This window comes from Amycolatopsis japonica (assembly GCF_000732925.1).
Classification (GTDB): Bacteria; Actinomycetota; Actinomycetes; order Mycobacteriales; family Pseudonocardiaceae; genus Amycolatopsis; species Amycolatopsis japonica.
The window spans coordinates 1,385,067-1,399,593 of the sequence record NZ_CP008953.1 but is presented as its reverse complement, the minus strand read 5'-3'; the positions used below and the strand labels follow the sequence as shown (position 1 = coordinate 1,399,593).

At 63.0% G+C, this 14,527-nt stretch carries 12 protein-coding genes; 10 read left to right on the top strand and 2 right to left on the bottom strand.

Annotated elements, in window-relative coordinates; all coding sequences use genetic code 11:
- Positions 1 to 5 precede the first annotated feature (5 nt).
- The 6 genes from AJAP_RS06965 (at position 6) to AJAP_RS44695 (ending at position 7,452) form a co-directional block, all read left to right on the top strand.
- On the top strand, positions 6 to 4,079 hold the full coding sequence (locus AJAP_RS06965; RefSeq protein WP_084098052.1) for an nSTAND1 domain-containing NTPase: 4,074 nt from the start codon (positions 6 to 8) through the stop codon (positions 4,077 to 4,079).
- A 127-nt stretch (positions 4,080 to 4,206) separates the two neighbouring features.
- Positions 4,207 to 4,764 carry a hypothetical protein gene (locus tag AJAP_RS42850; protein ID WP_228694877.1) on the top strand — a complete coding sequence of 186 codons (558 nt, stop codon included), beginning with the start codon at positions 4,207 to 4,209 and terminating at the stop codon, positions 4,762 to 4,764.
- A gap of 48 nt (positions 4,765 to 4,812) precedes the next feature.
- The gene (locus AJAP_RS06960; RefSeq protein WP_038509092.1) at positions 4,813 to 5,043 is read left to right on the top strand and encodes a hypothetical protein; all 231 of its coding nucleotides are present in this window, start codon (positions 4,813 to 4,815) and stop codon (positions 5,041 to 5,043) included.
- Between the two features lie 164 nt (positions 5,044 to 5,207).
- Positions 5,208 to 5,429, top strand: coding sequence for a hypothetical protein (locus AJAP_RS06955; RefSeq protein WP_148311464.1), 222 nt, complete (start codon positions 5,208 to 5,210; stop codon positions 5,427 to 5,429).
- The gene (locus AJAP_RS06950) at positions 5,426 to 6,118 is read left to right on the top strand and encodes an RNA polymerase sigma factor (RefSeq protein ID WP_038509089.1); all 693 of its coding nucleotides are present in this window, start codon (positions 5,426 to 5,428) and stop codon (positions 6,116 to 6,118) included. Before AJAP_RS06955 ends, AJAP_RS06950 begins: the two co-directional genes overlap by 4 nt.
- Positions 6,115 to 7,452, top strand: a complete 1,338-nt coding sequence (locus tag AJAP_RS44695; protein ID WP_228694876.1) for a sigma-70 family RNA polymerase sigma factor — start codon at positions 6,115 to 6,117, stop codon at positions 7,450 to 7,452. The genes AJAP_RS06950 and AJAP_RS44695 overlap by 4 nt, the downstream gene beginning before the upstream one ends.
- Positions 7,453 to 7,701: 249 nt before the next feature.
- Here the strand turns inward: AJAP_RS44695 and AJAP_RS06940 are convergent, their stop codons facing one another.
- Together AJAP_RS06940 and AJAP_RS42845 are read right to left on the bottom strand one after the other, a co-directional pair.
- Positions 7,702 to 8,388 (bottom strand): hypothetical protein, encoded by a 687-nt coding sequence (locus AJAP_RS06940; RefSeq protein ID WP_038522528.1) that lies wholly within the window; start codon positions 8,386 to 8,388, stop codon positions 7,702 to 7,704.
- Between the two features lie 282 nt (positions 8,389 to 8,670).
- The gene (locus AJAP_RS42845; RefSeq protein ID WP_228694997.1) at positions 8,671 to 9,087 is read right to left on the bottom strand and encodes a tyrosine-type recombinase/integrase; all 417 of its coding nucleotides are present in this window, start codon (positions 9,085 to 9,087) and stop codon (positions 8,671 to 8,673) included.
- Positions 9,088 to 9,321: 234 nt separating this feature from the next.
- Between AJAP_RS42845 and AJAP_RS06935 the strand changes: the two genes are divergently transcribed.
- The 4 genes from AJAP_RS06935 (at position 9,322) to AJAP_RS06920 (ending at position 14,524) form a co-directional block, all read left to right on the top strand.
- The gene (locus AJAP_RS06935) at positions 9,322 to 10,905 is read left to right on the top strand and encodes a DUF4041 domain-containing protein (protein ID WP_228694874.1); all 1,584 of its coding nucleotides are present in this window, start codon (positions 9,322 to 9,324) and stop codon (positions 10,903 to 10,905) included.
- A 49-nt stretch (positions 10,906 to 10,954) separates the two neighbouring features.
- A complete protein-coding gene (locus tag AJAP_RS06930) occupies positions 10,955 to 12,007 on the top strand; it encodes a DUF4917 family protein (RefSeq protein ID WP_228694996.1) in 1,053 nt (350 codons plus the stop codon).
- A gap of 226 nt (positions 12,008 to 12,233) precedes the next feature.
- The gene (locus tag AJAP_RS43540) at positions 12,234 to 13,643 is read left to right on the top strand and encodes a hypothetical protein (protein ID WP_148311462.1); all 1,410 of its coding nucleotides are present in this window, start codon (positions 12,234 to 12,236) and stop codon (positions 13,641 to 13,643) included.
- A gap of 233 nt (positions 13,644 to 13,876) precedes the next feature.
- Positions 13,877 to 14,524 carry a hypothetical protein gene (locus AJAP_RS06920; protein WP_174492003.1) on the top strand — a complete coding sequence of 216 codons (648 nt, stop codon included), beginning with the start codon at positions 13,877 to 13,879 and terminating at the stop codon, positions 14,522 to 14,524.
- Positions 14,525 to 14,527 lie beyond the last annotated feature (3 nt).

Here is a 14,527-nt window from a genome sequence, read left to right as displayed (position 1 = left end):
TCCGCATGTTCGAGTCTGCGGTAGTGCGCTTGCTCCGCCCAGACGGCCAGATCCAGGGAACGGGGTTTCTCCTGGGCAGGCGGCTGGTATGCACGTGCGCTCATGTCGTGGCCAATGCGTTCGGCGTGGATGCCCGTGGGGGACCACCCACAAACGCCATCACCGTAGATTTTCCGCTGCTCGACGGACCGGCGTGTACCGGTCGGGTCCTGGTCTGGGATCCGATCCATCCCGATGGCACGGGTGACCTCGCGATCCTCGAACTGGATTCCCTGCCGAACGATGCGCGCCCTCCGCGACTCGCACCCGCCGGCGGGGCGTGGAACGACGACCTACGCATGCTCGGGTTTCCCGAGGGACGGGACTCGGGGATCTGGGTTGCGGGGAAGCTGCGCGCTGGGCAAGCCACCGGATGGTTGCAGATCGAGGTGCCCCGTGGGCCACAGATAGCCCGCGGTTTCTCCGGAGGGCCGGTATGGAATCCGCAGGCCGGCGGTGTCATCGGGGTCGTCGTCGCCGCCGAACACGCCACAACCACCGCGTACATGATCCCGCTTCAGGCTGTGCTCGACTTACAACCGGTGGTCATGCACGCCGCGATACCGCCTTCGCCGTATCGCGGTCTTGAACCATTCCGTGAACACGATGCCGCGTTCTTTCACGGCAGGACCCGCGAGGCGGCCCTGCTGGCCGAGTATGCCGCCCACCGCCCGCTGGTCGTGGTCACCGGAGGTTCCGGCAGCGGCAAATCCTCCCTGGTACGGGCCTCGCTCGTACCGAAGTTGAAAGCGGAAGGCAGCCGTGTGGTGGACTTCCAGGCCAAGGCTGCCGTCAGTCCCTCCGCGCAGTTGACCGAGGCACTGACCCCACTGCGGGAAGAAGAACGGGTCGTGGTTTTCCTCGACCAGTTCGAGGAGATCGTGGCTACCGAACCCGGCACTGCCCGAGCCTTGTTCGAGACCGTGGCCCAGCGCGTCCACGCCGTACCACAAGCACCAGGCCGTCCCCCACGATTGCAGGCAATCCTCACCCTCCGCTCGGCCGATCTGGACGGGGTGTTGACTTCCGAGCACGCCGAGATTCTGCGCGACGGCGCCGTACACCTGCTGCCGATGGGCCGCAGCGATCTGCGCGACACGGTGGTGGAGCCGGTACGCGCGGCTGGGATGATGCGATTCGATCCCGGCCTCGCCGAGGTGATCGTGCAAGATGCTGTGGACGCGCCCGGCCAACTGCCCCTGGTGGAGTTCGCTCTCACCATGCTCTGGGAGCGCCACCACCACGGGGTTCTCACCCACGAGGCCTACACGAAACTGGGACGCGTCAGCGGAGCCCTCGCCGGCTACGCCGACACCGTCTACCGACACCAACTGCCCACCCAACAGGAACGGGATTTCGCGCGACGGCTTCTGCTACAACTGGTGCGCCCCACTGAGGACGGCGGGTTCACCCTGCATCGCATCCCCGTTGACGGTATCGACCCCCAGCTGCACGGGATGGTCGAGATACTGAGTCGCCACCGCCTGGTCGTGACGCGCGACGGCCTGCTCGCACTGGCCCACGAGGCGTTGATCCGGCAATGGCCGACCCTGGCCGGGTGGCTCAACGAGGATCGCGACTATCTGGTGTGGCGTGACCGCCTGGATACTACCTTCCGCCTCTGGCGTGAGGCTGGGAAAGACCCCGGTCGCTTGTTGCGAGGCCGAGATCTCGCGATCGCTGAAGGGCGCGCCGCGGAAAGACCGACCGAACTGACCGAAGACCAGCGCGAATTCCTCACCGCCAGCCAAGCCGGTCGACGCCGAGGGAAACGACGATGGCAGGCGGCAACCGCGGTGATCACCGTACTGGCGGTGGTGGCTGGCAGCTTCGCCGTCCTCGCTCAACGCCGCAACACCGAGCTGACCGCGCTGCTACGCAAACAAGCCGCCACAGCGCTGGCCGAGGAGGCACAACGACGCGCCGACACGGCACCATTGGCGTCGTTGCAGTTCGCTCAGGCTGCCTGGCAACACGACCCAGGCAGCCCCGCCGCGACGGCAGCGATGCTCATCCAGCAGGCCCGGTTCGGCACCGCGCAGCGCGTGCAGACCGGGCTCTGGTCTCAAGAGATCACCGCGCTGGTCACAAGTGCGGACAGCCAGGTAATCGCCGTACAAGAATCCGACGGCGCGATGACGGTCTGGTTCGGTCTGGGCACACCGACACCCACGTCGTGGAAGGTCAACTCTGGGCGCATCAAGGCCGGGGAGGTGGAACTCAGCGACGATGGCAGCAGGCTGGCGATGCGCACCGACTACAGCGGGATCGAGGTGTGGAACGTCAAGGACCGCACCGGACCCATCCGCCTACGCGAACCGAATCCTCCGACCGACCCTCTGCGCGACGACGTCACCAGCCTCACCCTGTCACCCGATGGCCGTCGGCTCGCGGCCACTGTGACGACGCAAACCCCTGCCGGGTCTAACCAGTATCCGCTACAGATCTTTGACGTGGATACCGGACAACGGTTGCCCAGTAACATCCCGTCGGACGGTCTCAGAGGTCGTGCCGTCAAGCGGGTCGATACCGCCGGTACGGTGTGGATGAGCGAGTCTTCGATGACCGAGACCGAGGGGCACAACGTCATTCGAGACTGGACCACAGGTCGGATTGTCCACGATTTACACAAGGGAAACCTCAACAGGGCCGGCGTCGCCATAGAATGTGATCTCGAAACAAACGAAGCAGTCTTGCGCGCGGGGGCAAACTCCGAAGAGATACTACGAACTGCGACATCCGATTGCACCAAAGCAGAGTTCGACGGGACACATAATTTCTTGCTCGACCCAACCGGGCAACAGGCTGACTCCTTTCAAATGATACACGTCCTCGACGTGCATACCAGGAAAACTTACCAAATACAAACCATAGTCCCACCCTCTGGCCCGCAAAAGCAGCTGATGAACGTAGTCCACGGACCTGGCGGGCCGGAAATACTGATCGTCAATTCAAGCGGCGTGGTACGCACAAGGCCCCTCCAAGCGAAGGAAGCTCCACAGCTCTTCCGGGGCAGCGAATTGTTTGGGGCGAAACAGATGTCCGACGGCACGACACTTGCCATGACGACAGGTGGCTTCGACCGCCCTACCAGGTTGGAAGTGGTGGACCGCACGACACATCGACAGATCGGCGGTGAAGCGCTCGCAACGATCGACGTGGATTATACATTCTCACCCATCTTTACCACGGACGAACGATTCTTACTCGTCAAAAGCAGGTTGAAATCTGACCTGATAGTGATATCGACACTAGATTTCAGGGTACGTCGTACCATTTCCTTTCCGCAAAGTCAAAAGGGAACGACGTGGAACCTTTCCGCAATCCCAGCCAACGGGGACGAAATTGCGGTATTGAACGGTGGGATATTTACCCGATGGCGCGTCAGCACCGGCGAACAACTCAGCGAACCGCTGCCACTCCAAGAACAGACCGAGATCGCCCGCGCTCACGCGCCGCAAGCATATGCCGTACCACGGCAGGGCCACCCTGACCAAGTCATCGTCATCACCGATAACGAACTTCAACTATGGGACGTTACCAATCGGCACCGCATCCGTACCTTCCGCGCCTCAGGGAATTCGAACTTCAGCGAAGTCGCTACGCAAGGTCACTCCGCAGAAGTCGCGGTCCACACCACAAACGGAACCTTGGAAACCTGGAATCCTGAGCACGACGGCAGCTCACGCCCACCCGCAGCCATGGCGGCCGACCGTGAACTAACGACGTTCGCTCCCGGGGGCAGTCTCATAGTCCGCAACCGGATGACCTCCAAAGAACTGGAGTTCTGGGATATCACCCAGGGCCGGAGCGTCGCCCGCCTCTCACTTCCAACATCGAGCAGCGAATGGCGCACCACCAACTCTGGACTGTTGATCGGCCTCGTCCGCACTGGCGCATTCAAGATCGATCTCAACCAAGAAAACTGGCTGCTGCACCTCTGCGCCATCAACGACCGCGACTATGTCGACACCGAACGCGACATCATCACTCGCATCCCAGGTGCCGACTCCACTTCCCCCTGCCGCATCGAACACTGACGAAACGACCGCACAACTCTTGCGAAGCCGAGGGGAATCGCTTGGCCTCAGAGGGCGCGGGGGATGTCGTATATCTCGTCGAGCCCCTACGCGCCAGTCGATACCAGCACGGCCAGCAAATTGTGAAGTGTGGGCGCGTGATCACAATCAACATGAGGAAGCAGCACACCGCGTTGGCCGCGCACCCCACACGCTCGGCGACAAGGCGCTGACCGAGCAGCTGATTGCCGACGTCGCAGCCGAGCTCCGCGCCGTCGAACAGGCCGAACGCGGCGACCTTTCCGAACGAGCGAAACAAGCGATGCTCCTCACCCGCACCGACGCCTCCCCACTCCAGGTGAACGCGGCCAGCGACCTCTTCCGCGAACACCCACTCGGCTCAGAGAAACTTCTCCACGAAGTCGACCCCAACAAGCAGCGACTATCGCCGCGGCGCACTGGCCCCAAGCCGCCGCCGACATCGCCGAGTGCGTTCCCGCAGACGTCGTTGTCGCAGCCGACGACATCGAAGCCCTCGCCGTCGAAACACCCAACCCGGGTCCCCTGGAACGACTCGGAGCCGGCCAGTTGTGGCGATAAAAGATATTATCGCCACAACAGGACGCATCAAGGCCTGCTATGCGGGCAGGGTTCGACCCTAGGTTGTTTCGTCACGGTGACGTTTTATGTGATGCAGCGTGCATAGGTTTTTCCGGATTTGCTCAAACCGTGTGAGGTCTCTACGGTGTGCCCGATGAACAACAGCGAAGGACCCACGCTCACCGCGGCACAGCGGAACGAGCTGGCCGAAGTGGCAGCCGCCTCCAAGGAAGTCGAGGACGCGAACGCCAAGTTCGGAAAGGCGTTGCTCAAAGCGGCGCGGCTCGGCCTCAGCCAGCGCGCCATCGAGCCCCACGCGCACATCACCCAGGCCACCATCTCGCGCACCCTCGGCAAACTCGGCTGGACCCCGCCGTCGACGTGACGTCGACGACGGCGCGGCTTCCCCTTGGGCTTGCCTCGCGCCGGAAAAGTTTCAAGATCTTTCGCCGGAACCGGTTCTTTTGCACTGCTCGGTTCGGTATGGGAGCAGGAAGGGAGGCCAACATGGACACAGGCCCCGCCAGCTCCCCTGATACAGACTGCATCATGATCCCCCGCCCCCGCTCGGTGATCCGGGCGATGATGGACGTCTTCACCCTGCGCACCAAGCGCTCCATGGCCCGCGACCGTCATGACGCCCTCGTTGACGCCGCGCAGGTCCTCAGCGACTCCGGCCGCGCCGCCCACGTGATCAGCCGCGACCCGGCCGGTGGCGAATGGGCCGTTACTCTCGGCCCGGCCGTACCGGCGACCTCGGAGTCCGCATGACGGGCGCCCAACGCCCCCCGAGCGGGGATCATGAGAGCCCCGATCCCGACTCGGATCCCGGCGAGTACGAGCATCAGCCGCGGATCCGGTACGACCGGGACGAGGTGCTCCGCGTCCGCGACGCCGGCGTGCCCGGAGCGATCGCCTTCGCGTCGAAGCGCTTCCTCGGTGACCACTCGGCCGCCGAGGAGGTCGTGGCCACCGCTTTTCAGGAACTCGTGCAGCGGTGGCAGGAAAAGGGATCGCTGCGCGAGCCCCGGAAGCTTTTGATCCAGATCGTTGAGCTGAGGGTCAAGGACGAGCTCCGCAGGCAGAAGCGGCGTCCGATCCCGAGCACCGAAGAGGACATTTCGGCGGCCCTGCACTGCGATGCGGTGATGACCAGGTGCGCGGTCGAAGACGCGGCGATCCTGCGAGCCACGGCGGCGAACGTCAAGGACGACCCCGATTTCGCGAACGGGCTGTTCACCGACGAACTTCTCGTGAAAGCGCTCCGAACGCTGCCCACCCGGCAACGTCAGGTGCTGATACGGCTCTACGGCTACGGGGACAGCCTCGACGAGGTCGCGGCGCTTCTCGTAGCGACGAAGCCCAGCGTCAAGGCGCTCCGTCAGCGGGGCCTCGCCGAGCTCAAGGCCTCCCCTCTGCTTGCGCACTACCGCAGTCCTGCCTCGGAGGTTCAGCGATGACCGCAGCTCCTGCGCCCGACGATCTCCGGTTCGACGTCGACCACGTCATGGACCGCGCCGAGGCGGCCAACGACATCGACATGGCCGCGTACGGCCGCGTGATGCCCACCATGGCCCACGTCGCCGAGATCGCTTACCAGGCCTTCGAGATCGGTATGCAGATGATGGCCACCGAGCGGTTCGCCGACGCGATCCCGTGGCTTTCCACTGCGGTGGAGTACGGCATCGACGACGCCGAACCAATGTTGGCGATCTGTGTAGCGAGTACCGTTCCAGTCCCGCAGCGGCGCGAGGCGCACGCCGACGAGCAAGAGGCGAGCTTGGCCAGCCAACTCGCGGAGGACACATCCCCTGCGGAGGACCGGGCCGACGCGGAGACGCCGATCTTCGATCAAGTCGTCGCCGCACAGCAGAACACCAGCCTCAACGAACGCGAGCCTGCCGAACTGGTGTCGGACTGGAGTTGGAAACTGATGCCTCCTTCGGACTGGAGCGGGAGAGTAGCCCTACAACATCACGGCGGCTTCCAGACAAAGCTATGGTCGAAGGGGATGCTCGATGACCTGGTTGTAGGGCATGGTCGGATCACTCCACCCGATGGCGGGTGGGACGTCATCACTCAGATGAAGCGCTGGATTATCGAGGTCAAGTTGGCCCCCTGCATGGATCCCATCGACGGGAACACCCGCGTTGCCAGCGCTTTCGACGTACTCAAGCGTGCAGAGGACACATCCAGCTCTCCGACTCGACGAATGTCCATAAAGGACCTCAGTAGGTTGGTGATGGACGCCAAGGGTGGTCACCCGCTCGCGATCCGCGCCCTACTCGAAGTCATTCGGCCCGCGGTCGTCAGGTACTGCCGCGCCCGGATGAACGGGCAAACGATCTCGTCCCTGACAGCGGACGACGTCGCCGAGGAGGTGTGTGTCACGGTCCTCACTGCCCTGCCCCGGTATCACGGCACTGGTGACTCGTTCCTGCGCTTCGTCTACGCGATCGCGAACAACAAGGTCACCGACGGACGTCGCGCAGCTCAGCGAGATATCCGAACCGGACTTGCGCGGCTGCAGGAGCCAGCCGGTATCGAGTTGTGCTCACACCACGCCCGTGACCTTCAAAGCCGTCTCTCCGGTTCGCTCGGTGCGCTTACCAAGACTCAGCAAGAAGTCATCACCTTGCGGATGATGGTCGGCCTATCGGGCAGAGAAACCGCCGAAGCTCTGGGCCTCGCGCCTGGTGCCGTACGGGTCATACAGCACCAGGCGATCGCCCGGATGCGCCAACAACTCGACCGGGGAGAGTCAACGCCGATGACGCTGATCGAGATCGTATAGGCCGCGGACGAGTGGCCGACGACCTTGCGCCGCGCACCTCGGCTGATAGGTGATCCAGACTTGCATCACCTATCAGCCGAGGTGAGTGGTCACGGTGATGGAGGGGTTACGACATCGCCGGCGAGATGGGGTTGGGACCAGGAAGCGGTACTTCACGCCCTGTCGAAAAACGTACACGACCCCACAGGATGCAACTATCGCCATGCTCAGGCAGGCGGAAGATCAGTTAGAGCCGCAGAACGGTTCGTTCTAGGCAACCGACTCTTCAGGTAGTTCCGACGATCCGCGCCATTCCGCACGCACCACACGCGTCAGAGCGCGAGAGCGCTCGGCCCCCACGCCCAGAGCTTTACGAAGCGCTTCGGCTGAGATCGGCCGCTGGTGTAACTCCCGATGCTGAGCGTCCATCAGCTTCGCACGCTCAACCAAGCCGTCTTCGAGCCCTGCTGGAGTCACAATCGATCTATCCGACGAGCCTTCCTGCGCCGAGTTCATCGACGTAGCGACGACAGGGGGTCGAACATCCTTCCGAAGGTCAGCGAGCGCCTGAAGCAAGCCCGGTCCGACCTCGGACCAGCCGATCAGCAACAACGGCCCTACCACGTCGAACAGCGCCTTGCCGATCTCGCCAGCAATCAGGGGCTCTGCCACGTTCAACGCCAACGTCACCGAACTCGAGAGCACAAGGAGCCGTCGCGCCGAGCGCTGCACCTCAGGGGCTGCTCCATGCGCCGAGAGGCGGCGGATCGCTACCAACAACGCCACGACCGTCAGGTCCACCGCGGGCGCAACCAAGGGCGCCACCCATACAGGGACGCCGAGCCGGAGTGCGAGCGCAAAGACATTGCCGAACCCGAAGAGGAACGTCAAGCCGACCACGATCCCCACCATCGTGCTCACGGCCGACACAACCGGATCGCGCCGCTCCTCCACCATCACCGACCACACCACCCAGTGACGCGATCCTTCCGGACGGCTGGACCAAGCGGCAGAACCCGACATCCACGAGCCCGAGACGCGCCCGAGAGGTCCGAAACAGTCCGACACCAGGCGACACACCCCGACACTGCCGATGCACGGTGACCAGACGAAAAGGTCTTGTTCGGCATCACTCGACACCATCCGACATAGAGAGCAGCTCACTCTTAACCAGCGGGTTCGGGGTTCGAGTCCCTGATGGCGCACAGTTCCAAAGCCCACCAGCGATTATCTCTTGATTCAGGGATGTCGTCGGTGGGCTTTGTTGTTGTGCGAGCCTGAGGTGGGGCCACCGTGAGCTCCGCCAAGGGCCCCTCCACGATGAATGAGCCGCGGACCTCGGCCGCCGCCCTGACCTCGTTGTTGTCGACCACGAGTGGCGCGCGACCTGCGGATTTTCTGACCCCGTTCGTAGCCGGCCCGACGAACCAGGCTCGCGGTCGCTTCGGCGCTCGCATGGGCGAGGGACGGGAGCACGCTGGTGTAGGTGTCGGCCGTCAGGACGATGCTTACGTGGCCCAGCAGTGCTTGCACCGTCTTCAGGTCGCTCCCCGCGGCCAGCGACAACGTCGCCGCGCCGTGCCGGAGGTCGTGGAACCGTACCGGCGGCAACCCAGACTTGGTGACCAACCGTCTGAACGCTGGATCTTCGCGCATGAGAATGGGCAGCACTGGAGCCCGCGTTACGTATCGAACGGCTTCGCGAACCCGGGGACACAGCGAAGACGTCCAAACCATCCCCGGTGTCAGCCGCATCGCGCACTGTCACGATGACCAGGACATCCCGTTCAGCCTCTACGAGCCGGCGACCTAGGGCTGAGGATGACCGTGTAACACACTCTCACGAAGCCGCGACTTCTGCCGTGATCAGGATCAGCGGAGGGTAGTGGTATGGGGTATAGATTCAATCCGCCACCGAACTGGCCGGCTGTCCCCGCCGGATGGACGCCTCCGCCGGGCTGGCAGCCACCAGCCGACTGGCCCGCGCCACCGAAGTTCTGGCAACTGTGGACCCATGATCCCGAGCCGCAGCCGCAAATGGCACCCTTCCAAGCAGGGCCTGGTTCCGCAGCATCGGGCAAGCCTGGGTTGTTCGGCGCTCGGAAACGGGTTCGAGAACTCGAAGCCGAGCTCGGCACGGAAACAACCAAGTTCCTACAAGCGGCATCTCAGCTTCGGGAAGTCAACGCACACAACGCTACGTTGAGTGCGCAACTAGTAGATCTCAAGGCCAAGTACACCGAGCTCAGAGGCAAAGACGCGCTGGAAGCTGAGCGAGAAATCCGGCAGATGCGCCAGACTATCGCCGAACTTGGGCTAGAGGCGCGGCAACACCAAGACGCACAGGCGCAGAGCCTTAAGGACGCCGAGGCACAACTGGCCACGGTTCGACGGCAGATCGATGAAGCAGCCGCGAAGCTCAAGTCACTGCACGACCAAGTGGTCGAGACTGAAGAGATCACGCTGCTCCAGGAGGCCGGAATCTACGAGTTCCGGCACAGGCTGGCCGACGCCGTCGCCTACAAGGCTGCCCTGCAGCGTCTCAAGGATTCCATTAAGATCTCGGCAAAGAATAACCATGCGATCACCGCTACCACAGACTGGACTGTGAACGGTTCCACAGTCGAAGGCCAGCGCATGGTGAGAGACTTTTCCAAGCTCATGCTTCGCGCCTACAACGCCGAGGCGGACAACTGCGTGAGGTCCATGCGCCCCTATCGCCTTGAATCGGCCAAAGATCGACTGACCAAGACCCGTGAGGTCATCTCTCGCCTCGGCAAAACCATGAACATCAACATCTCCCCCAGCTACCACAGGCTGCGCCTCGAAGAACTTGAACTAACCGCCGACCATCTCGCGAAGGTCGAAGAGGACAAGGAACGCATCCGAGCCGAACGGGAGCGGCAACGGGACGAGCAGCAAGCTCAACGAGAGTTCGAACGCGAGAAAGCCAGGCTGGCCAAGGAAGAAGCACACTGGCGGAACGCCCTGCAAAAGTGGGCCGCATCTGGCGACGAGCAGCAAGCCGCGGCTGCACAGGCAAAGCTGGACGAGATCGGAGACGCAATCAGAGGCGTCGAGGAGCGCGAAGCGAACATCCGCACTGGATGGGTCTACGTGATCTCCAATGTCGGATCCTTCGGCGACAGCATCGTCAAAGTCGGATTGACCCGGCGGCTCGACCCACTCGAACGCGTTCGTGAACTCGGCGACGCCTCGGTTCCATTCAGGTTCGACGTCCACGCCAAGATTTTCGACGCCGATGCCGTGAGCCTGGAGACGCGATTACACCAGCATCTCGCCGACCGGCGCGTCAACCGGGTCAATCTCAGGCGCGAGTTCTTCTACGCCACTCCAGCCGAGATCCTCACGATCCTCGAAGACATGGGCCTGAAGGACAATCTCCTCGACTACGTCGAAGAGCCGGAAGCACAGGAATGGCGCTCCAGCCAGCAGTTGGCCCACGGCACATAAGCCTGGACACTCGCTGCAGAAACGGATTTGAGGTGGACCAGTGGACCTCATGGACTACGACGGGGCCATCGCCTGGCTGAGCGAACCGACAAACTCCAAGGGCAGAGCGTCGCCTATCCGACTGATACTGGGAAACGGGTTCAGCATCGCCTTCGACCCCGCCAGGTTCTCATACTCGGCTTTGCGATCCCATGCCGAGGCGCAAGGCATGCTCAGCGCTACTGCCCAGCACCTCTTCCAGAAGTTGGACACTCAGGACTTCGAGATTGTCATCAAGACGCTCGAGGACGCCGCTATCGGGCTCTACGCGCTCGATGCAACGAAGTACGCGGCAGAAGCCACGACACTTAACGAGGAAGCCTCGAAGCTCAAGGACGCACTGGCTCACATCCTCGCGGCGCTTCACCCTGAACGGCCGTACGAGATCGACGCCGAAGCCTACTTACGAGTCCGCAGGTTCCTGGAAAAGTTCGACCGTATCTACACCGCGAACTACGACCTCTTGCTCTACTGGACTTTCATGCAAGACTTTCCCGAGGAAAACCTGCAGGCAAGGCAGGCGGACGACGGCTTTCGAGATCCTGGAGAGGCTACCGACTACGTCGTGTGGAACCACCTGGATCCCCATTCACAGAACGTATTTTACCTCCACGGAGCCCTTCACCTGTACCGCAGCGAGGGTGGTTTGAAGAAGCTGACGTGGCGCCGGACCAACGAACCGCTGATCGACCAGATCCGCGCCCAGCTCGAAGCGGACTCATTCCCTCTATACGTGGCAGAAGGGACGAGCAGCGAGAAGCTGACCCGTATCGGCACCAGTGACTACCTCGGTCGCGCACTTCGGTCACTCGCAGCGATCAGCGGCGGTTTGCTGTCGTACGGGATGTCGTTCAGCAAGAACGACGCACACATCATGGACGCCATCGTCCACTCGAAGATCACCCGACTGGTCGTATCCCTCTTCGGCGACGTCACCTCGCCGTCAAACGAAGCGACGATTAAGGCCGTACAGGACATGCAATCACGTCGAGCGACGGCGTACGCGAAGGTCGGCTTGGAGATCGCCTTCTTCGACGCACAATCCGTCCGGCTGTGGAACTGAGCTGCCGTCCTACAAGGAACTCACCCGGGTCGGCAGCATCACTGGGCCGAACGAGTGGCGTGGAAGGCAGCTGAGCGGAACGTTTCCGCTGTTCACCAAAGAAGGCATACACAGCGTCAACTGTCCTGCGCGGATCGTCATCCTTCAGGCGGCAGACAAACTCCGGGAAATCCGGTGAGTTGGAAAGCGGTGCATCACGGCGGACGCACGAGGGGACGGGGAGACCATGGAGCTCAGAGACGCGCTGGAGAAGCTCTTGCAGAGCTCTCATGTGGCGATTCACTCCACCGCAGAGCTGTCCGGAGCCGTAACCCGCTACATCGCGAAACAAGACGAGAAGCGTTCCAAAGACGAAAAACCGGAGGTGCTGCGCAAGCCTGAAATCGGGCCCGTCCCTCCGGCCGAACATCGAAACGGCTTCACGATCACGCCGTGGGAGTTACTTCAGACGTTCGGCCGCGCGACCACGCTGTCTGGGCAGAACCCGTCGCGCGGCCTCTCCCAGCATTGGAACTGCTTGCGCTACCTCACCACGCTGGAAGCTCATCGTGGCCGGCTGGCACTCTCACCCGACGGACATGACCCGAGGTATCACCGCAAGGGCGTGCAAGCGCAGGAACTCGGTGCAGCGTTCGCGCTGACTGCGGCGCGAGAGATCTTGCAGCGAAGGCATCCTGGGTACCGCTTCGAGCCCGTCGACGTGGACCTCGCACTCGACGCAGGCTGGGCACTACGGGGTCAAGGTGCGGAGGCGAAGGGCACACGACGGAGCAGACCTGGGCATTTTCTCGTTGGCAGGAAAGGCGGTGAGCCCTTGCGCATCGCGCTGGTCGACGGACGCGGGTCACACGGTCAGCCCAGCGCGCAGCACAGTCAGCTGATGGCCTCGGCCGAGCGGGTCCAAGTGATCGCACTCGGCGATGGGCGCGGCAGTGCCGATCCGCTGCCGAGCCTGCTGATGTCGACGGCGTTCGTCGCGGAAGGCGGGATCGAGATACGCCTGCTCGATCCCGTGGGCGGCGGTGTACTCGCCGAACCAGGCAAGCCCCCTCCCGACCCGTACGGCCCGGTGCAAGAAGAGAACTTCTTCCCGGACATCCAGACCGTCGACGCACAGGGCCAGACCTCGAGCCGTCCCGGTTTCCACATCACATCGGATAGGTTCGAGTGGTTCTCTCGGGTGTTGGTCCGCGCAAGCGCTGCAGCGCTCCTGACTTTCGTCGGTGATCGCGACAACGCGTACAAGTACCTGACCGTGCGACAGCAACGGCGACTAGGCGCCGATCACTCTCCGCAGGCAGTCAACGCGGAATGTGACGTTCGCATCGAACTCGGCGGGATCGCATTCGTCGGAACCGACCACGTCTTCCGGTTCGCACGTGAGCGAGTCGAGGTCTTCTCGGCGATGCCGAAAGAACTGCACGAGATCCTCAAGACGGGTGACGGCGCCCAAGCCTACGCGGAGACGATGCCGGAGGTGGTCGCCGAGTGCAAGAGGCGCTGGGCGGCGGTACAGCGAGACTGGACGGGAATCATAACCATGGATGGCGATGGAGCGGTCATGGCGCTCCGCGTATTGAAGAGCGAAGGGCGACCGCTCGAAGCGATCCCCGAACCGCAGGAAGGACCCGCATGAAGCGCAAAGGCCACCTCTCGAGAGTGGATACCCGCAAGGCGGCCTTCATCAGCCTCACTACTTACCGCGATCACCAGAGATCCGAAACGTCGCACCTGTCCGCACCACGGCATCATGCGGCAAACGCCTCACCGCGGGGCAAATACACGCGCACGGAGCACGCCCTCATCGGCGTGCCAGGGAACTGACCGAACGCGTGCTCAGCCTACCTATTAATAACACTGGTCGGCAGGGTGCTGTTCAGCTCCCACGCGGCAGAACTGTGGTTGCAGGGCACCAACGGGATCAGCTGGATCCCCGCAGTATTCTTCTGCGTGCTCGCGATCCCCTGTGCGCATCTCAGCCTGAGCTGGGCTGCGGGCGTCGCCGCAGTGTTGGGTTGCCCCAGTTTCGGCGCGGCGCTGCCGATCTGGTTCGTCCTGGCACTGATCGCCTTTCTGCGCAACGACTCGCGTCTGCGCATCCTGATTCCCGGCGCCGTCGGTGTTCTCGTTGTCGTGTCATGGTTTCTGACCAAACCTCCCGGCCGTCAATCGCTGGCGACCTCCGCGTTCGCGCCCGACGGCAGGCTGTCCGTCTTCGCTGCCGTGCTCGGCGGACTGTGGTCAGCCGACGTCGCGGCGATCGCCGGCGGGATTACCATCGCAGCACTGATCTATATTGTCCGCGATGCGAATCCGCAGGTATCCGGTTGGATCGCACTCGCCTACGCCGTTCTGCTGGCAGGCATGCTCGCGATGGGCAGAGCGACCGACCAGGTGCCCGGCGGCAACGCCGGGCTGATCAGCCGGAACGTCGTCATCGGCGCGCTCGCCACCAGTGCCCTGCTGGCTTTGGTGACCATCAACCGTCCACGATCGGGAAGGATGGTCATACGATGAGAA